Genomic DNA, 19,826 nt, shown 5'->3' with positions numbered 1-19,826 from the left:
TCTTCCTATAAATTGCTCACATTTTGTGCGGAAAAAAATATAAGCTTACTTAAACGTTAAGTAAAATTGCTCATGAAAACTATAGGATACGCTACCCATTCAATTACAGATAAATTGTCCATATCATTTTGAACGCTGTAATTTACGTGAAAATGATGTGGCGATAGAGATTTTATATTGCGGAGTTTGTCATTCCGATCTGCATATTGTTCGAAATGATTGGGGTTGGACTGAACACCTTATTGTACCAGGGCATGAAATTTTAGGCCGAGTTATGGAAGTGGGATCTGCGGTAAAAATACAAAGCGGGCGATTGCGTTGCGGTAGGTTACATGGTGGATAGCTGCCAGAATGTGATCGATGTCATAAGAGCCAGGAACAATTTTGCCAGGAAGGAAACACAGGAACTATTGCGGAATAGATCGCATTACAGGAGAGTCTACCAAGGGCGGATATTCTAAGCATATTTGCCGTGCGTGAAGAATTCGTTTTACGTGTTTCCGGAGGTTTGGTATTGGCAATTGTGCCCATTTTATGTGCAGGCATTACTGCTTATTTCTCCCTTGCGCATCTTGAATGCCAGGCCTGAAAGCCGGGTAGGGGTTGTGGGGTTAAGCGGCCTTGGGCATATGGCCGTAAAAATAGGGGTTGCCGTGGGTGCTTGTGACCTTACTCATTTATTGGTTCTGTATTTGGTGATGTTTATGTTGCTATTAAGTTTTTTATAAGTGAGGATACTCCTTGACATTAAAATGAAACAATGAAGACTAAACCTATTTTTTCTGAATGATAATATTATACTTTCTAAATAATCAAAGGATTGATATGAAAATGAAAAAACTGGCGTTCAGCATTCTAGCTGCATCCCCTCTATTTTTTTTAAATACTGCTCATGCAAGTGAGTCCCCCAAAGAAGCTTCTTCATCAACAACAACCTTAAATAATGAATTATTAAAAAAACTGCCTTTCAGCGATAAGGAATCGTTTAACAAAAAACAGTGGAAAGTACTTTAGCAAATAAAGAACTAAAAATTGATGGTAACCAAGAATCATTAAAGCAGTTGTTAGGCTTTATCGATAACTTTGATTTTTGGTTTAACATTGTGACCCCAAACCAATAAAAACTCAGAGCCTTATCAGATAAAGGGTGAGGCTTTCTCTTTTCTTCTAAAGGACATTCATGAATTTTTTTAGATTGGTGGTAAATTACCGCCGTTATTATTTTTACGTCACAGGCAACTGCTACTGAAGATTTAGCGCAAACGAATAATCCTTTAGCAATATGCAAGCATTTAACTTACAAAATTATTACTATCCTCAAATTTCAGGATTTGACCAAAAGGAGATACATTTTGGCTTCGCTACGTCCAACCAATTAATAAATTTTAGTACGTGCATCTATGCCCTTTACTTCCTATCCTGTTACACACACCGTTAAAAAAAGTGGCTCTGGTGACTTCAACATTTTTGCAGCATATTTACTTGATTTGATATGACATCATTCAAGCAAAATAATATAGATATAGCATTATTGGTGAAAAAGCTGTTAGATGCTTAATGGGGGGTATGGCTCCGTTCTCTGAGCTGAGCCTAGTATGAAGCGTTTTTCATTAATTGTTTTTAAAGACCTTATTATCTTATTTTTTATAGCGTGCTGTTGAGTTGTTATCTTTGCGCGCTTCTTTATTTCTTTTCTAATTAAGAAAAATATTATTTTTACGAAAATAATATTTGTTATCAAGCTAATAAAATCGGGCAAACCTTGCACCGAAATTCTTAACCTTTTTTCGAGATGGCACATTTTTTTTCTTAGTCTAAGCTTACCTGAGCTTATAAGTATTTGCGCAATACAGATAAGACTACAGATATTTTCTAATGGATTGACAAGGAGGAGTTATGAGTCGTTACAAGGAGAATAATGGTTCTATGAGCCGGGAGGAAGCAGGCAGGTGTGGAGCCGAGGCGCGCTGGGGCCGTGATTACGATGATGATTATGAAAGAAGCAGCCAACGGCGCAGTTCCCGTGACGATGATGAACATCGCATGAGCCGGGAAGAAGCAGGCAGACGGGGTGCTGAGGCGCGCTGGGGCCGTGATTATGATGATGATTATGAAAGAAGCAGCCAACGCCGCAGTTCCCGCGACGATGATGAACATCGCATGAGCCGGGAAGAAGCAGGCAGACGGGGTGCTGAGGCGCGCTGGGGCCGTGATTATGATGATGATTATGAAAGAAGCCGCCAACGGCGCAGTTCCCGCGACGATGATGATTATCGCATGAGCCGGGAAGAAGCAGGCAGACGGGGTGCTGAGGCGCGCTGGGGCCGCGATTACGATGATGATTATGAAAGAAGCCGCCAACGGCGCAGTTCCCGTGACGATGATGATTATCGCATGAGCCGGGAGGAAGCAGGCAGACGGGGTGCTGAGGCGCGCTGGGGCCGTGATTACGATGATGATTATGAAAGAAGCAGTCAACGGCGCAGTTCCCGTGACGATGATGAACATCGCATGAGCCGGGAGGAAGCAGGCAGACGGGGTGCCGAGGCGCGCTGGGGCCGTGATTACGCTGATGATTATGAAAGAAGCAGCCAAGGGCGCAGTTCGCGTGACGATGATGAGCATCGCATGAGCCGGGAAGAAGCAGGCAGACGGGGTGCTGAGGCGCGTTGGGGTCGTGATTATGATGAGAATGAAGACGAGGGAAGAAGTGGTAGTGGGCGAGAAGATGAGTATCACACCATGAGTCGCTCAAAAGCAGGTAAACTTGGCGCGCAAGCACGGCATAATATTTCTGCCGAAGAAGAAACCGAAATTGCACGGAAAGCTGCGAAAACCCGCAAAAAGAAAGACCCGGATGCTTTTGTTAAAATGGGTAAGAAAGGTGGTGAGGCTTAGACTTCATTCCTTGGCCTGACGAGACCTGTTGTTTAGGTCGCGCCAGGTTTATTTGTATTTAACCAGTTGTTTGTCTTGTCGTTCATACCGTCCGCATTTATCATGAAAAAACGTAACAATTTGCGTATAATATGATCAATAATGGCGTTGCAAAGGATTGGTATGAAGCCTGTTCTATTTTTTATGTTCATGAGTATGTGTTCCGTCTCAGCTGGAGCGACGATCTTCATTAAAGGATTGCCCATGGCATTGGAATACAGGAATGAGGTTTATCTTCTTCCTCCTGCAAAAGTTATTTCGCCTAATACAACTTATTTATATATTACTATGGATGGCGTTGATAAAATATGTACTTTAAATATGCAAACCGATGCCGTATTTGACCAAGCTACACAAGTTTACTTTCTCATTAACGGGGCTAGAACAGCATGGAATTGCCATGCTTATCAAACCACAGTAATTAAGGTGCTACCATGGTAGCATGGTTAGGCAGATGCTATTTTTCTGCATTCTGCTTCACAGCGGTAACATGCTTCGGCGCAACGCTTGCAATGTTCCATATCTTGATGTTTTGAGCATTCATCGCCACAAGTTTTACAAATATCCGCACAGAGCAAGGAAACAGGTAAGGCAAACTCTGAGCCGCGAGCTAGCAATTTGGCGGTCAAAATGCAAATGTCGGCACAATCGATGTCCAGCTTAATACAAGACGCGAGCTGTTGAATGGTTTGCTCTTCAAGGCAGCTATTGGCGCAATGTTCACACGCTGTGGCACAGGCATGGCAGGCATCAATGCAGGATTGATAGTTTTCATGCGACATTTTTCGGCTCCTTTCTCTGCAAGTGGGCAAATAAAGCCTAGACGGCTTTACTTAAAGTGCAAGTGAGCTTAAATGCATTTGCTGCTATAGTGAATTGTAAATCATTGTTCATCTTAAGCCATGTGGAAAATCCTTCATTATTTAAGAAATGTATTTTGTTTCTTTTTTGCCAAAAAAACCTTGGGCGCCCGAGCATTAATCATCGACAATGATAAAGTACTTTTAGTAAGACACACGTATGCTGCCGGATGGTATACAGTAGGGGGCGGTATTCAGGCAGGGGAAACTCCAACGCAAGCAATTATCCGGGAATTAAAGGAAGAAGTCGGCATCATTTTAACGCACAAACCACAATTATTTTCTGTTTATCATAAACGTCATCATTGGGATGATTACATCATTTTGTTTATATGCAAACACTTTATACAGGAAGCAGTAAATTCTCCGGAAATTGCAGAGCAAAAATGGTTCCCACTCAAGAAATTGCCACCCGATGTTTCACCGGCCACAAAGCGGCGTATTTTAGAATATCAAAATCAATTGGAACTCACGGAAGAATGGTAAATATTGCAAAGACCTTATTATGCAGCACAAAGGTTACACGTAATGTTTATGACTTGCTTCAAGCTGCATAAGTGAAAAATAGGATGTAGCGTGCAACCTTAGCTTGGTAATTTCAATCTCGATTGGTAAAAATTTATGGTTATCCTATCTTACTTATGTTTAAAACCCTGCTATGCTTCCATAACTTAAGTGTCAAAAAAAAGACAGTAGTTGCACAAAAAATTCAATAGGATTAAAATTTAGCGATCTTGTTTTTATTTAATAATCAATGGTGCACAATGAAAACTAAAACTGCTCCACAACGATCGCCAAGGCGATGGTCTGTAACCACACCTGAAAACTATCTTAATCCTAAAACACAATTTAAAATAACTGCAGAGCAAATGCATGGTTTATTGCGTGACTGCAATTCATTAAGCGAAGCTGCTGCGCATCTTGGTGTTTCCTATCAGATTCTCGGCCGAAGACTAAAAGCTTTTCAAGAAAAGAAAATATTCCCAGAAGGTAATTGGAGCGAGGTAAGAGCTCAATTAGAGGTTAAAGAAATGACTTCGTCTTCTTCCTCGATGTTTTTTAACTGGAGTTTGAAAAGCCCGCAAGATAAAAACCAGCCGGGTAGAAAAATTTCCCTCCTCAATCCCACGAATGTTGATCCTAAACATTTGAGCAAAGATACTCTGGAAAGCCTGCGCCAGACATTTTTTAACAAAGCAACGGAACCGTCCGTACAATCTGATTCTTCCGCCCCGCAAATATTGCTTGGTAAATAGTAAACTCAGCACATCGTGCATGATCTTGCACGGATAATACTGTTTTAGTAAATCATGCCGGTTAACTGCGTATCTGTCCTTCGCCGAAAACCAGCCATTTGTAGCTGGTTAAGGCTTCCAAGGCCATGGGGCCGCGTGCATGCAGTTTTTGTGTGCTGATGCCAATCTCAGCGCCTAACCCAAATTGTCCGCCGTCGGTAAATGCTGTTGAAGCATTCACGTACACGGCTGCTGCATCCACTTGCTGGGTAAAATAAGCAATGGCTGATTTATCCTCGGCAATAATGGCTTCGCTGTGTCCGGATGTATATTGCTGAATATGCCGCACCGCTCTTTCCAGAGAAGGAACGGCTTTAATTGCCATTTTGTAAGATAAAAATTCGCGTCCGAAATCTTCTTTCTGCGCGTGCTGTAATAAGGCTTGTGGGTAACTCCCCAAAAGAGCCTGATGGCTCGTCTCATCAGCATATAATTCCACTTGTTTTGCTGCCAGTAGCTCCACCAAGGCAGGCAGGCTGGATAAGCGTCCTTGATGAATAATCAATGTATCCAAGGCATTACATACGCTAACGCGCCTGGTTTTTGCATTGTGTACAATCAGCCGTCCTTTTTCGAGATCGCCGCTGGCATCAAAATACGTGTGGACAATGCCTGCTCCGGTTTCGATGACAGGGATCCGGGCATGTTCCCGTACAAAATTTATCAAGGATTGTCCGCCTCTGGGAATGCAAACATCTACCAGATGCACAGCTTTTAATAACACGTGCAAAGCTTCGCGCTCTGCAGGCAACAAATAAATGGCTAAAGGCGAAACAGAGTGTTTTTTTAACACGTTATGGATTAAGGAAACCAGGCAGGCATTGCTGTGATACGCTTCCTTCCCTCCTTTCAAAACGCAGGCATTGCCGGTTTTAAAGCACAAAGCAAATACATCCACGGTCACGTTGGGCCTGGATTCATAAATCACCGATACAACACCAAGCGGCACCGGGACTTTTTGCAGCACCAAGCCATTGGGAAGCTTTTTATTTTCAAGGATGCCCCCCAGAGGGTTAGGTAAAGAAGCCACGGATTCTACATCGTTTGCTATGGAATCAATGCGTTCCTGGCTCAGCAACAACCGATCGTGGCGGGGATCATCTTCCTGCATTAAAAGCAAATCTTTTTGGTTTTCGGAAATAATCGTGATGCTTTCTTCCCTTAATGTTTTGGCTAAATCCAACAAGATTTTTTGCCGGATTTCTGCGGGCATTAAGCTCAGGCAATGGCTTTCTGCTTTTATTTGAGTTAAGCGACGTAAAACTTCATCCATCTTGAATTCCTAAAAAATATGCAAATGATCATAATGAATAAAGACTGGTTTATCCTTTTGACCAAGAAGTTCTTGTAGTTTTTCGGCACCATAGCGGGCAATTCCAACCCCTAGTCGTTCCTGATTAGGGCCTAAAATTTCAATTAAATCCCCTCTTTTAAAATTTCCGTGGCAGGATTGAATGCCTACCGGCAGTAAGCTGATGATCCGTAAGTTTTCTTTTAAGATAGCAAATAAACAAGGATTGACTGTTATCGAGCCTGCTTGTTTTTCACTGAATGCAATCCAGCGTTTTAGGGGGGATTTTTTCTTGCGCGGCAAAATTTTAGTTCCGATTGGCTCATCATTTAAGATGCGTGTAAGAACGGACGGCGTATCCATGCTAAGAATATGGGTGGTAATGCCTAAGCTTGACATTTTTCGCGCAATCGCCAATTTGCTCAGCATGCCGCCACGTCCATGTTGACTTTTAAGCGCGGAAACTTCCGGCCACTGATCATCTGGATGAATGCAGGAAATTAACTCTGCTCCAGCTTTTGCAGGATGAGCTGTATATACTCCGGAAATATTGCTCAAAATGATCAATTTATCGGCATTTACTTGTGCTGCGATTAATCCTGCCAATTCATCATTATCGGTAAACATCAGCTCTTCGATGGCGACGCTGTCATTTTCATTGATGATGGGGATGATGATCTTGTGGTTAAATACTTCATGCAAAAGCCTTGCAATATTTAAGTAATGCTGGCGGGTATGGAAATCTTGCTTAGTCAGCAGCAATTGCGCAGCTAATAATCCATGTTTTTTACACATGAGGGCATAGCGGTGCATGAGTTCAGGTTGGCCCAATGAAGCCAGCACTTGCTTTTCACCAATTGCATTGCCATAAGTGCGGCCAAGAAGCTGCTCTGCAATTTTGCGTCCGGAGCCAACGGCTCCGGAACTGACCAGTACCACCTGGTGCCCATCTTTCTTAAACAGCGCAATTTGCTCGACCAAATGTTCCATAACCGGCTCAAATGGGGTGCCGTCCGCCGCCAGAATGCTTTGTGTTCCAACTTTAATAACCAGTTTCATAATATCTCGCAGGGTTCTATGAATAAGATTAGTGCATTTTTTGCCCATTAGGTACACGCGGATCCACAGTCGCCAAACAAATAGCGCCATTTTCATCAGCAAATCCTAATAATAAAAATTGTGAAATAAACCCGGCAATATTTTTTTCACCAAGATTAATGCACCCCAACACTTGGCGGCCAATAAGCGTCTTAAGAGCATACCGGATGGTAATTTGCGCGGAAGTTTGCAATATCCCCAGTTCCGCACCAAAATCTACCCACACTTTATAGGCAGGCTTCTTAACACGCGGGAAAGGTTCTGCTTTTACTATGGTGCCGGTGCGGATATCAATTTGTGCGAATTCTTGATAGGACAGCATCATATTTACTCCTTAAGTATAAAAGCTTTCATTATATCCGCGTTAAGGATGGTAGGGATTACCCGCAAGATGCAATTACTTTGCCAAAAAATGCATGGGATAAACAGGGAAAATTTTTATGGGTAGGTAAGAACGATTAAATAACTCAATATATTGGGCTGATGGCTAAAGCAGGGGACGCAAAATCCTGGCCAAGATAAGTGGATAGGAAGGATCACCTTTATCCTCGGCAAACCAGGCTGCTGCAAGTATCAGGCGCACAAAAATCCATTGGGTTAACCGTACAGGACTTAAATTAAGAGCGTTTGCCAAAATATGGATCCGCATTTGCAAGATGTCTTTAACATCTGCTTTATTCGCTAATTCAGCTCGAGTTATGAAGTCAAATGCTGCAGCTTCAAATGCCTTTTCTCCAACGATGCCTTTGGGGTCGATAGCAACCCATTGGCCTTTATGCATGAGAATATTGTCATGGTGCAAGTCACCATGCAGCACAAAATAGCTTTCGGGAGAGTTTAAAAGATCATTTTTCAGGGCAATTGCCTGCAAGAGTAGTGAGTTTGGAATATGGGAATTGCAAGCTTCGTCCAGTGCTTTTAACCAATCATGTACCATTGGAAATCGTTGTGAAATAGTAGGTTTATGAAGAAGTGTTTCTACAACACTTGCATAAGCATTCACGGCTTCAGAAAATTGTAGCGGGTAATGAGTTTTTAATGTTTGGCCTGGAATGGCTTGCTCCAGCAAAATGGCATGGTGCTGCCAATTTATTTTTAAAAGCTTAATGCAACCATGTCCCTGAAAGTGCTGTAATGCCTTAACTTCATTTCGCGTGGAGGTTGCATCACAACTTAGTTTTAAAACTACAGGGAGTTGCTGGCCGTGCATGGCTTTTACGACGAAGTTGTAGCTCAAATTAGACAAGGGTTTTAAATCAGATAATTTCCATTCTGTCGCTAATTTTTTCAAGGTTGCAGGTAATGCCTGCAACCAAGATTTGCCTTGGGAGCCGAACAAGTTCATGATGTTTTGCTCGAATTCTCTCATGTATACTCTTTGGTGGGCACATGTTTTTGTAAATTTCGCTATTTTGCTTTAGAACTTTTTATTTGTATAGAAATAAACAAGCCACAAAGATAAGGACGCAGCCATGATGCAGATAGTTTTGCTTTTAATAGCGTTCGCATTGGTATTGTTGAATGCGTTTTTTGTTGCTGCCGAATTTGGGATGGTAAAATTACGGCATACCCGGGTCGCCGTGATTATGGAATTATATGGATTCCGCGGTCGTATTCTTTCTTACATCCATCAACATTTGGATGCATACCTCTCCGCTTGCCAGCTGGGCATCACCTTGGCTTCCCTCGGGCTGGGATGGGTTGGCGAGCCAGCCGTTGCCGAATTGTTGCAACCAATTTTTTCCTTTTTAGGGATAAAGCCGCACTATGCTTCTGCCGTTTCCTTTATCATCGCATTTTCCATTCTTTCCTTCTTGCATATCGTGGTGGGTGAGTTAATGCCTAAATCTCTGGCCATACGGCAATCGGAAAAAGTTTCCATATGGACAGCGGTTCCCTTATATGGATTTTACTGGCTGATGTATCCTGCCATTTGGTTTTTAAATTTCTGTTCAAATTTTTTATTAAAAATAACAGGCTTGGCACGAAGTCAGCATGGCGAGCACTTTTATTCTACGGATGAGATTAAGCTGATTTTAAGCGCCAGCCATTTGCATGGTGAATTGAGTAAAGAAGAAGTGGAAATCCTTGAACATACTTTAGATTTTGCCGATCTTAAAGTAACAGAAGTGATAAGGCCGCGGGAAGAAATGGTCATGCTGAATTTAAATGAGTCGGTTCAAAAGAATATGAACATCGTGATGCAGCACCGTTACAGTCGTTATCCCGTTTATGATGCCGCTACACAAGAAATTAGCGGCATCATTCATGTGAAAGATTTATTTACCGCGTTATATCAGCATGGGAAAATTCCAGATTTCAAGTTGTTGTTGCGTCCCGTGCTTAAAGTACCGCAGCGTTGGTCTACTCTGGATTTATTGCATAAGTTTCGTGAAGGCATGCCACATTTTGCTTTAGTCTACAGTAAAAAAGGAGCATTGTTGGGATTTGTAACTTTGGATAACTTATTGCATGTGTTAATAGGGCGCATCAAAGATGAGTTTCACCGCACCCAGGAAGATTGGACGATTAACCCAGACGGCAGTTTATCCGTAAAAGGTGATTGTTCTATTTATTCCCTGGAGCGGGCATTAAATCTTGAAATTGATCCCGGCGAAGAAGAGATTGAAACTTTCTCAGGGCTAGTTTTTACGCGTTTGCACTCAATCCCGAAAGTAGGCGATAGAATCCACTTTGAAGAATTTGATGTGGTGATTGAAAAAATGCGGGCGTCACGCATCCTCATGGCAAGAATTTATCCGCATTGAAGTTATAAGACCATGCCATTCACTTGACTGTCCCAAAGCTTTTTGAAATAACCCGCATTATCAATAAGCTCGTTAAAGCTACCTTGTTCAATAATTTTTCCGTCCCCTAAAACAATAATCCTATCCATGTGGCGTATAGTTGATAGGCGATGGGCAATCGCAATCACGGTTGCGTTATTTTGGGTCAGCATGGCATCAATCGATTGCTGAATTTGTTGTTCCGTGATGCTATCAAGACTCGATGTGGCTTCATCAAGGACGATAATCGGTGCTTTCTTCAAAAAAGCGCGTGCAATGGCGATACGCTGCCTTTGCCCTCCTGATAATTTCACGCCACGCTCACCGACTGCAGTGCCGTATTGTTGCGGGAGCGACATAATAAAGGCATGGATATTGGCCAGTTGCGCTGCTTCTTGTACTTCTGCCTGGGACGCATCTTCTTTGGCATAAGCAATATTTTCCCCGATGCTGCGATGAAAAAGCATGATATCTTGTGGTATCAAGGCAATTTGCCTGCGCAAGGAATCGGCAGTAATGATTTCAATGTTTTGTCCATCGAGCAAAATCTCCCCTGAAGCGGGACGGAAATTTTTAAGAAGTAATGAAATCAGCGTTGATTTTCCGGCACCGGAATGACCGATTAAGCCAATTTTTTCACCGGCCGCGATAGTTAGATTCAGATTTTCGAATACCGTGTTTTCAGCATCGTATTTAAATGACAAGTTTTTAAATTCAATCGCCCCTTTTACCAGGGTGGCGGGTTTAGCTGTGGGATGATCGAGCATACTGTGGGGTGTGGCTAACACCGAGAAAGAAGATTTAAAATCGCCAACTTCCTTCATAAACTCACATAACCCTGCGATAAGTGCCCATAAGTCAAAAGAAATCGCAATTGCGGTCAGCATGACAAATACAAAATCACCGATGGAGATTTTTCCTTGTTCGCGTAGATAGACCATAAAGATAAAAACCGCAATGATCATGAACCAGTATAGGAAAGTCCCCACCAGGTTGAATTTAAAATCATATTTATGCAGGTTGACATGGCGCGGCACATAATCTTTAGACATAAATTGTTGAGCACGCTCCAATTCCAGACGGCGGGTTGCAAAATGAAATAAGGAGAAAATATTGGTGATGTTGTCTGCAAATAAGCCTATGACCGTATGCTTGCTTTCCGCCGCATCTTCTGACAACTGATTAAGCTTTAAGCCCATTGGATACAGGACTGCCACTACCAGGGCACACCATCCCAGCATAAAAATAAATACAGCAGTATTCACCAATAAAAGTACAAAAATAGATAGAACAACCACAAAGAAATTTTTGCCGATTACATGGTTAATATTGTTTAAAATGCTGTCGTATTTATCTAATAATCCTTTTAACTTGCTAACTACAGAACCACTTTGTGTATTTTGGAAATAAGCATATGAATGATGTTGAACATAATCATAGGCAGTTAATAATAAATTGCGGCGGATATGCGGTTCCGCCTTCCAGGCTGCAATATTGCTCAGGCGCCAGGAAATATCCAATATAATCTGTGCTGCAATGAACAGCGTAATCGGGTAGATAAGATGATGCATTTCGCCTGCACTGGTTTCTAGGGAAAAAGCGTCCACCAGTAACTTTAAGGAATAGTTATTAGCAAATACATATAAAGCGGTTACGAAAGACGCTTGGAAAAGCAGGATATACCACCAGCGATACGGTTTAATAATGCTCCATAAGAATTCCCGGATGGTTAGTGTTTTTGGGAAAAAAGCGCTCATTTAAATTGCTCCAAATTTTGCAATAATTGCTGCTAGATTATCGCATTATTAGACCCAAGGTATTTCACCGATAAGATGAGTTAACCAGGAAAAAAGCGCCAGGGATTGCACGATGATGCATCCTGAAAATAAAGCCGGATGACAATTAAAATTAAAATGAATAACAATGGGATAAAATCAGCATAAATTCTCAAAAGTTAATGGGAAGAAAGGTCTGCTTTGTGAATTTTGCTTAATAATGGCGCAATTATATAATTAAATGCACACCAGAGTCAATGTCCTTACTAAAACCTATAGGCTTAAAAATGGTTGCGTTTTATTTTTCGCCATGTACAAGGTGGAATGCCATATAGGGCAGTGAAGCGCCGGGTAAATGCTGAAATATTCTCATAACCCACAGTATAAGCAATGGTTTTAACGTTTGAATTTGAAAATTCCAAAAGCAATTTTGCGTGTTCTATCCGTCTATTACGCCAATATTCCGCTAGCCCCAAACCCGTGAAATATTTGAAGCGGCGCTGTAGCTGGCTCTGACTTAAGTGGAAAATTTTAGCCAATTCTTTTAGCTGAATTTTGGCCGCATAATTTTTATCAATCCATTTTTTAATTTGCCCGACTAATTTATCCTCGTTGCGAGGGAATCTATGCAGAAGATTCAGCAATAAATTTTGTAACAGAATGTCCGTATCCAAAATTGCATGAGAAGGATTATTTAAAGCCAGATATGTTTGCGTAAAGTGCAGAAATTTTTTTGTAACTTCATTTAAATTGATGAACCCTGAAGTTGGGACCTGACTTAAGCAGATGTCTTGTTCCGGCACATTAAAAACTATAAATGAATTATTCGGGCTGCCGGCAAAACTGTGAACCGTGTCGGGCAAAATAAGTGCCGCGGTTTCAGTGGTAACTTTTCCTGCTGCTCCACCCATTTCCAGTTCAAGACTCCCTTGGACAGGCAGTACAAATTGAGCAAACCCATGCGTGTGTTGTTGTATCTCAGTCCCATAAGTGCACAGGCTTAATTGGCGTGGGGTGCGATCTATGCGAAGGTTTGACATTTTAAATTCACAAGGGCCGTAATGAGAAGGCTAATTTTAGCCAAATTTTATAAAATTAAACTATATTTTGATTATAATTTGCGAAAGGATGCGTTATGAAACGTTTGAGTCTCACCTTCATTTGTCTGCTGCTCGCGATGCCGCTACGTGCGGAAGAGCCAGTTGTGCAACTTAAATTTGTATTGGAAACTTTAAATGGATGTTATGAGTTGCAAGGAAAAAGAAAAGCTGAACTGGCGCAATGCGTATTATCTGTTTTAAAACAAACTAAAAATCCGGATGGTTATCAAGTGTATATGAATATGGATGATCCCAATGAATATCTGGTGTCGTCTTTTACCCTGACTTTATTTAACAAACAAGGACTCATGATCGTTTGTAATGGTACAGCGGCAGAGCGAATTAATTTGGAGTATTGTACCAGCAAACAAGTTGCACCGCTTACTCCAGAGCAGCAAATGTCGATTAATCCGCCTCGCTAATAATGAGCGTAAAATTAAGATAAATTGTTAAATTCTGGCCGTAGGTGCCACACAGCCAGAATTTTTTTGTTATGTTAGGAAGTAATACAAAAACAGCAACCCGCATGCGTATCTTCTTCGGTGTCGTTTTCATCTCCCAAAGAGTTTGGTAAAGGAAAATATCCATCGGAGCGAATAGGTTTAGTTAATAAGGAATATTCATTTTTTTCGGTGTAGCCTTGCATGATGAAGTGTTGCAAGCGCTCACTATGATGCTCTGCAAATTCACCGCAAAAATGCACGCGCATGGGTATAAAAGTGACATTGTACTGCTCTTTAATCGAATGAACTTCCTTTTGCATCAAATTCAGTTCTTCAATATTATCATCGAGATGAATCAGAATTCCCTCACCCATTTCCTGGGCAATCGCCGCCAGTCTTGTAATTTTAGGCTGGCGTGTGTTGACGGTACTCATAAAACATTCAGGGCGAATATGAATGGTCATATTATGTTCTTTATACTTCGCAGCGACAGCGTGGGCGGAATAAAATTTTTGTTGTTCCTGTTTATACGCTTGCACCAGCGCATTAGCTTCAGTTAACCATTGCTCCATGTCGTCAAGTTTTTGAGTTAAATTGCGTAAAGCGTAGGTAGTTTTATACTCATATGCCTGCATGGTAGTTTGCAAGAACGTTGCAGATGTGGTGGTTTTGACCAGCTCGTTGGAAAAAAATTTCCCATTATTTTGTACTCGGTTTTTCAAGTTTTGGCTGTCGAATTTGCACTGTTTGATTTCTTTTTTAAACGCTTGGATGCTTTTAGGTAATCCGTTTAATATTTGTTGCGGATTCCCTCTTGCAGTAAGGAAAGCAGCGTAAGTATCTTGTCCCATTTTTTCATATAGCGGCACAATATTCTTATTAATTATTGTTTCTTCCGATAAAATGGAGTGGGAGCGCAGGAAAGTAGTATCATCGATGTCCAGCGATATATATTTTTTTTTACTGGCAAAGCTTAATTGATTAAAAATTTTTTGATCATCTGCATTAATATCACCGCTGTCATATAAACATAAAGATTTAACATTTTTCTCGCATAAAGATTGATAAAAAAATTTGTCTAAGGTAATAAAAATATATTGATTTTTAAATTTTTCAGCAGGGAATTGCCTGCCTATCTGTTTTTTAATACTCACTTTATCGTAAATAAAATGTCCAGCCTGGTCTTTGCATAAAGATATAGGTTCCTTGGAAAAATGAATTTCCTCTTCTGCCAGGGTGTTATATAGCCATTGCAAGGGGACTTCTAAAAATTCCTCCTGGTAAGTTTTTTTCTTAAATTTTTTATTTGTTTTTTCTATTGGGCTTACTAAACAGTGGAGAATTATATCTTCTGTTGGTTGAGGAGTATTAGCAGATGCAATCTTGTTCAAGCAAGAATTTAATAAATCTTTAAAGTTAGAATTAAAATTCAGTTCACATTCCCCAGGTGAAAACGGGTTTTCGCGAATGATAACAAGCGCATGGATATCAATAATTAAATGTGTTTTCACTTGCAACATATATTGTTCTCCCTTTCCTGTCGTACATGAAAAATCAAGCGGAAAATAGCCGCCCGTGAAAATTTGCTAATTCTGTATAAACTAATTTATAGCGGGATATAAAATTCCAGGGAATGGAAAATGAAAAATAAATTCAGATGGTTAATTTTGCTGCTGGTGTCTGCTCCCACCCCGCTTTTTGCTGAGGTGAGCCTTAAAGATTTGATTAAAGTTTCCAAAGAAAACAACCCTCGGTGTGTAGAGTATTATAATTACGCGGGCCAGGTATATTGCAGTACGAAAGCATTAAGCACTGGGGCAATCGATGTCGATGTATTAACCGACGAGAAACAAGACATTTTGTTTGACTCGCGCACCTGGCGTGCTGCCTGGGGGAAAAAAACTGATGCAGTGGTGACGATTGAATACATACCGGCTGAGGGAAAAATTATGGAATGGCGTGAATTAGTTACCAGCCAATTCATTCCAGGCATTCAAGACTCGATTACCCCTATGGATTTTGCAAATTCAGTGATTGAAAATTTGCAAAACTCAGGTTTGAGCCCCAAGATTACCTTTCATCAAAAAACACCTGAGCAAGTGATTTTTGAATTTAGCATTGCATCTCCAGAGAATCTTAAACAAGACGAGTTGCAAAAGATAACCAAGGGCAAAGATGGATTTTATGTCTTGCATTATGTAATTAAAGAAACGGATATGGGAGATGAAATCCGCAATCAATGGCTACAAAATTTAAAAGATAGTCAAATTAAACCGGCTGGCAATGAAGCTCCCCACACGGATAAGGATTAATATGCGCGCCATTTGGTCAGGATCCATTTCGTTTGGCTTGGTTAATATTCCCGTCAAAATCTATAGCGCCGTAGAAAACCATACTTTAAATTTGGATTTATTGCGTCGTCAGGATTTATGTCCTATCCGCTATTCCCGCGTGTGCCAAACGGATGGAAAAGAAGTGCCTTGGGAAGATATTGCGAAAGGATATGAGTATCGCAATGGTGACATTGTACTCCTGGAAAAAAAAGATTTTGCAGAAGCCAATGTAAAAAAAACACACGCTATAGAAATCAGTGAATTTGTGTTGCAAGAAGAAATTGATTCTATTTTCTATGAAACGCCATACTATTTGGCACCCCAGAAAGACGGCATAAAAGCCTATGCTTTGCTGCGTGAAGCGCTGAAAAAAACCAAAAAAGTTGGTGTAGGCGAATTTGTATTACGTACCCACGAAAGCCTGGTAATCATCAAGCCCTACCATGATGCACTATTGCTAAACAAACTGCGCTATAAGGATGATATTCGCGAAACCAAATCATTAAATTTACCCGAAGCTGAACACATCAAACCTGCTGAATTAAAGATGGCGATGCAATTGATCGAGCAATTAACAGAAGAATTTAAACCAGAAGTGTTTAAAGATACTTATATGGATGATCTTAAAAAACTTATTGAGGCTAAAGCAAAGGGAAAAAAAGTGAAAACAGCAAAACCTGCACCAGCAAGGGAAAAAGTCACCGATATTATGGAGTTATTGAAAAAAAGCATACAGGCTAAGGCAGTAAAAGGGCGTTAATCATCTTGTTTACTCCAGTTAACTTATTAGCTCTTAACTGGTGTGTCCAATTCCATTAAATCACTTCACATTAATCGCACTTCAAATGCGTTGAGGGATCGTTGCTTGGTGTGCTCAAAGAAATAAAAATCATTACTACAGAGAAACCTGCGCAGCCAAACATGTTCAGGATCATTGTTTATAGCTCGTAACAAAAGGCCGTGCAGGACCAGGTATACTGTCAAAGTAAAGTAAACAAGCGTTTACGGACAATGTATTCCATTCAGTCTTTATGATTTGCGCAATCAGTTTCCTGATGCAAGTCAGGAAGAGCTTAAAATGATCCAGAAGCAAAAGAGCGCGAATGGGAAGAGGATTGTCTTAAACGCGCAAAAAAGAACGTGAACTTAAGTACAGTGAGCAATGTAAAGAGGAGCATGTATTACTGGTTGTGAAAATGATATTGGGCGTATTTTTCTCCTCATTCCTGATGTCTCTGGCAGGCTTGGGATTTGTTAAAAATTATATCATTTTCAAACTCCAAATAAGCCCTAAGCTCTAAACAGGTGCATATCTTATTCAAAAAACGAAATGGGCTTTCATAGGATTTTTTTTAACCTTTGGAATACTCACATTTATCTTATTCTTCTCTTTGATCAAGCCATTGTATTTTTTCAGCCATCCCTGTTTGATCATAACAGCCATTACAACAAGTATTGCGATTAATATGGAGGCAAGCCGAATTGGAGTGAGTGTGTTGTCAAAAGCCATATCCAATTTTTCTATAAAGACAAAAACGAGACTTTCAATGCGTAAGCAACCTAATTTCAAACATTATACGCGTGGTGGGATAATTAGTTTTCACAACTTTCGTATGTGGGATCAGATTACGGTCATCTTAACATTAATTTGTCTTTTTCTTTGGGTAATCCTTACTGTAATTATCACTGGTTAGACATCTCTGCTGAGAATCTAAAACAAGCAATCGCTTATTACTATACTCTTTTTTGAACTTGGTAGGGCAAAAACACACATTTGGCCTTTCTTTTCGTGGTAAAGAATACCATCAATCGGTAGAAACCATTCTTCATTATCCCTATTATGCAGAAAATGCTAAGGGTGTGCTCAATTTGTTTGGTATGGCAACGAATAGCACATTTTTTATAGCGCCATGACTGGAATAGACATTGCAATTTACTTTGTTAAACGAGGTAAAGAGCAGAGCGAAAGCCCATTTGTTCGTGGCAGCCAACTCAGAGGTGCAAATGAAGTAAAAACAAATTCTTCATAATAAAGCTCAATCTGATATTACCCCTTAACAAAATTCCTCTTTAAGCTTTTTCGTTAAATTATACCCAAGCGTTCTTGTAGATTAGTTTGTCTCAATAGCCACTATCACGATTTCCAAGAGAGAGTTATAGGTATTTTGCGGGAAAGAATACTCTTTACTCCGCAAGGATTAGGGAATAATAACGGCAAGGAGCGTCCAACTAATTGGAGTAGGTTTTACAATGAGTTATATAAAATCTTTTGCAGGGATTGCTCTGCTATCTTTTCACTTTCATCATATGCTGGCGTCTGGGCTCCAACCGCTCATAGTCGAGCAAATTGCTTTGGTTTAATGAGTCTGTTACTTGGCATGCAGGACATTTTTATTATTGGAGAGTTGAAAGTCATCATTATCCTGATAGATGGTCAAGACCTGTCCATATTCTTAATACAGGAACTCAATATATTTGGCGGGCTGCTGCTTATCACGCCACTGAAGCTTATTCCAGCCAAGGGGATAAATGGTGGGTCAACGGTTTCCATTTCTACTAACTAATGGGAAAGAACGCTTGGATGTAATGACCAGTGTAGGGGATTGTAGTATTTATGATGGTTGGTGGGATTAATTTAAAGTATTAGGGAAAATTATGAAGAAAACTGTGTCATTAATATTGGCTTTAGGCGCCAGTATGGTATTTGCAGATCAAGCTGAAGATGATTTGAATGCTAAACGCATGGCTTGGTCAAAAGCTTATCTAGAGAAACAAGGGTTACCAATACCTGATAGTGGAGTAAAAATAGTACCCGACAAGCAAATGTCTAGCTATGCTGAAAAAAAGGATAAGCGTCTTAAATTCAAAAAAGATATTCAAAAATTCGGTTATATTAAATCAGACAACCCTTCAGCTAATCAGCTTTTAACGCTTTCAATTACTGCAAAGCGTGATTTGAAGGCTCATGGCAATGATAGCGATCCTGAGAGTACTCATCTTAAGAGAAGTATCAGCGATTTAAAAATGGCATATACACCAACTCAAATTCCCTCTTCCGTTGCTGATACATATATTGGAGCAGCACCTTATCTAACCTATTTGCAAGCTCAGGGATGGGTTGGCGCTATACAATTCTTCAGAAATAATGCAGTAGGTAATTGCTCTTTTAGTGAAAACAATGTGAAGTTAAGCCATGGGGCAATTGTTATTGCACAAGAAGACGTTCGTAGTGATGTAAACGGTAAAACTACAACCGTTGAGGTTATGGGAACTCCAAATGCTGGTTTTACTTATACTGTAGAATGGTTCGATGATGCATTCTTTAGAAAAGTAGAATGCGCCAATAAAAAATACTCTGCTGATTTAACTAATGTAGTAATAAAAATTGCCCAAGCGATTGATAATAATTAAAATCAATATTTTAATTTTGATTTCGTATCTCAATGGACTGTTGAGATACGAGTAAAAGCCCAGTCTCGGGAGCTGACAGTTATCGGTTTTTCAGAAGTGTCTGTCAGGTCAAATTTAGTTTATAAATTTTTCCTTCCAGATTTGTTTTCCATCTATCAAAGTGAGCATGGGAGTTCGTCGACAGCACATTTTGCCTTGATGGGTGCGCTCATTATTATAAAAATGAAGCCATTTTAGCTTGCTCAGTTTTTTCAGGAGCTCCCTGCACATGCACTGAGTAATAGTAAGACAACCATGCAGAAAGAGAATTGGTATCAAAATGAGGATCTAAGGGATGAAAAACCTTATCTATTACAAACTTTCGATTTTCTTCATTTTGGTGATCTAGGAAATTCAAGGATTTCTCCATGAGCTCATTGTACCCTGTTTCTGATAGATAAGGTACGTCATCTATCTCAAATCACTATATTCTTTGAATATTGAGCGCCACCCCTTGA

The 19,826-nt window shown here is 40.4% G+C and carries 24 protein-coding genes and 1 pseudogene; 14 read left to right on the top strand and 11 right to left on the bottom strand.

Annotated elements, in window-relative coordinates; genetic code table 11:
- Window positions 1-157: 157 nt before the first annotated feature.
- The 6 genes from ELY11_RS12780 to ELY11_RS04870 all read left to right on the top strand — a co-directional run bounded on the left by ELY11_RS12780 (window position 158) and on the right by ELY11_RS04870 (window position 3,378).
- The gene (locus tag ELY11_RS12780) at window positions 158-343 is read left to right on the top strand and encodes an alcohol dehydrogenase catalytic domain-containing protein (protein ID WP_199737873.1); all 186 of its coding nucleotides are present in this window, start codon (window positions 158-160) and stop codon (window positions 341-343) included.
- 133 nt (window positions 344-476) lie between these two features.
- Window positions 477-728: a hypothetical protein gene (locus ELY11_RS12485; RefSeq protein WP_199741511.1), complete on the top strand. Its 252-nt coding sequence runs from the start codon at window positions 477-479 to the stop codon at window positions 726-728.
- A 97-nt stretch (window positions 729-825) separates the two neighbouring features.
- Window positions 826-1,014, top strand: a complete 189-nt coding sequence (locus tag ELY11_RS04885) for a hypothetical protein (protein WP_127032631.1) — start codon at window positions 826-828, stop codon at window positions 1,012-1,014.
- Window positions 999-1,121 carry an alkyl sulfatase C-terminal domain-containing protein gene (locus tag ELY11_RS12730; protein WP_127032630.1) on the top strand — a complete coding sequence of 41 codons (123 nt, stop codon included), beginning with the start codon at window positions 999-1,001 and terminating at the stop codon, window positions 1,119-1,121. The genes ELY11_RS04885 and ELY11_RS12730 overlap by 16 nt, the downstream gene beginning before the upstream one ends.
- A 775-nt stretch (window positions 1,122-1,896) precedes the next feature.
- On the top strand, window positions 1,897-2,898 hold the full coding sequence (locus ELY11_RS04875) for a hypothetical protein (RefSeq protein ID WP_127032629.1): 1,002 nt from the start codon (window positions 1,897-1,899) through the stop codon (window positions 2,896-2,898).
- 162 nt (window positions 2,899-3,060) lie between these two features.
- Complete coding sequence (locus ELY11_RS04870; protein ID WP_126954956.1) at window positions 3,061-3,378, top strand: hypothetical protein; 318 nt, start codon at window positions 3,061-3,063, stop codon at window positions 3,376-3,378.
- A gap of 5 nt (window positions 3,379-3,383) precedes the next feature.
- On the opposite strand, the gene ELY11_RS04865 is transcribed toward ELY11_RS04870, so the two are convergent.
- The gene (locus ELY11_RS04865) at window positions 3,384-3,719 is read right to left on the bottom strand and encodes a four-helix bundle copper-binding protein (RefSeq protein WP_127032628.1); all 336 of its coding nucleotides are present in this window, start codon (window positions 3,717-3,719) and stop codon (window positions 3,384-3,386) included.
- 120 nt (window positions 3,720-3,839) lie between these two features.
- Between ELY11_RS04865 and ELY11_RS04860 the strand changes: the two genes are divergently transcribed.
- A complete protein-coding gene (locus ELY11_RS04860) occupies window positions 3,840-4,283 on the top strand; it encodes an NUDIX domain-containing protein (RefSeq protein ID WP_126954958.1) in 444 nt (147 codons plus the stop codon).
- Window positions 4,284-4,561: 278 nt separating this feature from the next.
- Window positions 4,562-5,053, top strand: coding sequence for a hypothetical protein (locus tag ELY11_RS04855; RefSeq protein ID WP_127032627.1), 492 nt, complete (start codon window positions 4,562-4,564; stop codon window positions 5,051-5,053).
- Between the two features lie 61 nt (window positions 5,054-5,114).
- Here the strand turns inward: ELY11_RS04855 and ELY11_RS04850 are convergent, their stop codons facing one another.
- From ELY11_RS04850 to ELY11_RS04835, 4 genes are all read right to left on the bottom strand, one after another.
- Window positions 5,115-6,365: a glutamate-5-semialdehyde dehydrogenase gene (locus ELY11_RS04850; protein WP_127032626.1), complete on the bottom strand. Its 1,251-nt coding sequence runs from the start codon at window positions 6,363-6,365 to the stop codon at window positions 5,115-5,117.
- A gap of 9 nt (window positions 6,366-6,374) precedes the next feature.
- A complete protein-coding gene (proB, locus tag ELY11_RS04845) occupies window positions 6,375-7,442 on the bottom strand; it encodes a glutamate 5-kinase (RefSeq protein ID WP_127032625.1) in 1,068 nt (355 codons plus the stop codon).
- Between the two features lie 28 nt (window positions 7,443-7,470).
- On the bottom strand, window positions 7,471-7,806 hold the full coding sequence (locus ELY11_RS04840; protein ID WP_126954962.1) for a tRNA-binding protein: 336 nt from the start codon (window positions 7,804-7,806) through the stop codon (window positions 7,471-7,473).
- 162 nt (window positions 7,807-7,968) lie between these two features.
- Entirely contained in the window at window positions 7,969-8,850 is an 882-nt protein-coding gene (locus ELY11_RS04835; RefSeq protein ID WP_127032624.1) for an aminoglycoside phosphotransferase family protein, read from the bottom strand.
- Between the two features lie 103 nt (window positions 8,851-8,953).
- On the opposite strand from ELY11_RS04835, the gene ELY11_RS04830 reads away from it, so the two are divergent.
- The gene (locus ELY11_RS04830; protein ID WP_126954964.1) at window positions 8,954-10,249 is read left to right on the top strand and encodes a hemolysin family protein; all 1,296 of its coding nucleotides are present in this window, start codon (window positions 8,954-8,956) and stop codon (window positions 10,247-10,249) included.
- Window positions 10,250-10,251: 2 nt separating this feature from the next.
- Here ELY11_RS04830 and ELY11_RS04825 read toward each other — a convergent pair whose 3' ends face one another.
- Entirely contained in the window at window positions 10,252-12,024 is a 1,773-nt protein-coding gene (locus ELY11_RS04825; protein ID WP_126954965.1) for an ABC transporter ATP-binding protein, read from the bottom strand.
- 299 nt (window positions 12,025-12,323) lie between these two features.
- Window positions 12,324-13,082, bottom strand: a complete 759-nt coding sequence (locus ELY11_RS04820; protein WP_126954966.1) for a helix-turn-helix domain-containing protein — start codon at window positions 13,080-13,082, stop codon at window positions 12,324-12,326.
- A 95-nt stretch (window positions 13,083-13,177) separates the two neighbouring features.
- Here ELY11_RS04820 and ELY11_RS04815 point away from each other — a divergent pair, with 95 nt between their 5' ends.
- Window positions 13,178-13,564, top strand: coding sequence for a hypothetical protein (locus ELY11_RS04815; protein ID WP_126954967.1), 387 nt, complete (start codon window positions 13,178-13,180; stop codon window positions 13,562-13,564).
- A 74-nt stretch (window positions 13,565-13,638) separates the two neighbouring features.
- On the opposite strand, the gene ELY11_RS04810 is transcribed toward ELY11_RS04815, so the two are convergent.
- Entirely contained in the window at window positions 13,639-15,105 is a 1,467-nt protein-coding gene (locus ELY11_RS04810) for a hypothetical protein (protein WP_126954968.1), read from the bottom strand.
- 120 nt (window positions 15,106-15,225) lie between these two features.
- Between ELY11_RS04810 and ELY11_RS04805 the strand changes: the two genes are divergently transcribed.
- Together ELY11_RS04805 and ku are read left to right on the top strand one after the other, a co-directional pair.
- Window positions 15,226-15,897, top strand: a complete 672-nt coding sequence (locus ELY11_RS04805) for a hypothetical protein (protein ID WP_126954969.1) — start codon at window positions 15,226-15,228, stop codon at window positions 15,895-15,897.
- Between the two features lies 1 nt (window position 15,898).
- Window positions 15,899-16,678, top strand: a complete 780-nt coding sequence (ku, locus tag ELY11_RS04800; protein ID WP_126954970.1) for a non-homologous end joining protein Ku — start codon at window positions 15,899-15,901, stop codon at window positions 16,676-16,678.
- A gap of 558 nt (window positions 16,679-17,236) precedes the next feature.
- Here the strand turns inward: ku and ELY11_RS12405 are convergent.
- Window positions 17,237-17,428 carry a hypothetical protein gene (locus ELY11_RS12405; RefSeq protein WP_127032623.1) on the bottom strand — a complete coding sequence of 64 codons (192 nt, stop codon included), beginning with the start codon at window positions 17,426-17,428 and terminating at the stop codon, window positions 17,237-17,239.
- Window positions 17,429-17,664: 236 nt separating this feature from the next.
- On the opposite strand from ELY11_RS12405, the gene ELY11_RS12575 reads away from it, so the two are divergent.
- Both ELY11_RS12575 and ELY11_RS04785 read left to right on the top strand, forming a co-directional pair.
- Window positions 17,665-17,832: a TraD N-terminal domain-containing protein gene (locus ELY11_RS12575; RefSeq protein WP_325049661.1), complete on the top strand. Its 168-nt coding sequence runs from the start codon at window positions 17,665-17,667 to the stop codon at window positions 17,830-17,832.
- A 741-nt stretch (window positions 17,833-18,573) separates the two neighbouring features.
- Window positions 18,574-19,329 (top strand): hypothetical protein, encoded by a 756-nt coding sequence (locus ELY11_RS04785; RefSeq protein ID WP_127032622.1) that lies wholly within the window; start codon window positions 18,574-18,576, stop codon window positions 19,327-19,329.
- Between the two features lie 114 nt (window positions 19,330-19,443).
- Here ELY11_RS04785 and ELY11_RS04780 read toward each other — a convergent pair.
- A pseudogene (locus ELY11_RS04780) lies at window positions 19,444-19,590 on the bottom strand (IS481 family transposase); the annotation flags it as partial.
- Entirely contained in the window at window positions 19,544-19,726 is a 183-nt protein-coding gene (locus tag ELY11_RS04775) for a hypothetical protein (protein ID WP_199737887.1), read from the bottom strand. The pseudogene ELY11_RS04780 and the gene ELY11_RS04775, both read right to left, overlap by 47 nt.
- Between the last annotated feature and the right edge of the window lie 100 nt (window positions 19,727-19,826).

The organism is Legionella septentrionalis (genome assembly GCF_003989745.1).
In the GTDB taxonomy this organism is placed as follows: domain Bacteria; phylum Pseudomonadota; class Gammaproteobacteria; order Legionellales; family Legionellaceae; genus Legionella_A; species Legionella_A septentrionalis.
Note: the sequence above shows the minus strand (reverse complement) of the source record. Positions and strands in the feature narration are given on the sequence as shown.

Coding starts and splice junctions, on each gene's coding strand:
- ELY11_RS12405 (WP_127032623.1), bottom strand. CDS start 17,428: ATGGCTTTTGACAACACACTCACTCCAATTCGGCTTGCCTCCATATTA.
- ELY11_RS04830 (WP_126954964.1), top strand. CDS start 8,954: ATGATGCAGATAGTTTTGCTTTTAATAGCGTTCGCATTGGTATTGTTG.
- ELY11_RS04810 (WP_126954968.1), bottom strand. CDS start 15,105: ATGTTGCAAGTGAAAACACATTTAATTATTGATATCCATGCGCTTGTT.
- ELY11_RS04850 (WP_127032626.1), bottom strand. CDS start 6,365: ATGGATGAAGTTTTACGTCGCTTAACTCAAATAAAAGCAGAAAGCCAT.
- ELY11_RS04820 (WP_126954966.1), bottom strand. CDS start 13,082: ATGTCAAACCTTCGCATAGATCGCACCCCACGCCAATTAAGCCTGTGC.
- ku (WP_126954970.1), top strand. CDS start 15,899: ATGCGCGCCATTTGGTCAGGATCCATTTCGTTTGGCTTGGTTAATATT.
- ELY11_RS04885 (WP_127032631.1), top strand. CDS start 826: ATGAAAATGAAAAAACTGGCGTTCAGCATTCTAGCTGCATCCCCTCTA.
- ELY11_RS04870 (WP_126954956.1), top strand. CDS start 3,061: ATGAAGCCTGTTCTATTTTTTATGTTCATGAGTATGTGTTCCGTCTCA.
- ELY11_RS04835 (WP_127032624.1), bottom strand. CDS start 8,850: ATGAGAGAATTCGAGCAAAACATCATGAACTTGTTCGGCTCCCAAGGC.
- ELY11_RS04840 (WP_126954962.1), bottom strand. CDS start 7,806: ATGATGCTGTCCTATCAAGAATTCGCACAAATTGATATCCGCACCGGC.
- ELY11_RS04815 (WP_126954967.1), top strand. CDS start 13,178: ATGAAACGTTTGAGTCTCACCTTCATTTGTCTGCTGCTCGCGATGCCG.
- ELY11_RS04860 (WP_126954958.1), top strand. CDS start 3,840: ATGTGGAAAATCCTTCATTATTTAAGAAATGTATTTTGTTTCTTTTTT.
- ELY11_RS04855 (WP_127032627.1), top strand. CDS start 4,562: ATGAAAACTAAAACTGCTCCACAACGATCGCCAAGGCGATGGTCTGTA.
- ELY11_RS04785 (WP_127032622.1), top strand. CDS start 18,574: ATGAAGAAAACTGTGTCATTAATATTGGCTTTAGGCGCCAGTATGGTA.
- proB (WP_127032625.1), bottom strand. CDS start 7,442: ATGAAACTGGTTATTAAAGTTGGAACACAAAGCATTCTGGCGGCGGAC.
- ELY11_RS04825 (WP_126954965.1), bottom strand. CDS start 12,024: ATGAGCGCTTTTTTCCCAAAAACACTAACCATCCGGGAATTCTTATGG.
- ELY11_RS04875 (WP_127032629.1), top strand. CDS start 1,897: ATGAGTCGTTACAAGGAGAATAATGGTTCTATGAGCCGGGAGGAAGCA.
- ELY11_RS04805 (WP_126954969.1), top strand. CDS start 15,226: ATGAAAAATAAATTCAGATGGTTAATTTTGCTGCTGGTGTCTGCTCCC.
- ELY11_RS04865 (WP_127032628.1), bottom strand. CDS start 3,719: ATGTCGCATGAAAACTATCAATCCTGCATTGATGCCTGCCATGCCTGT.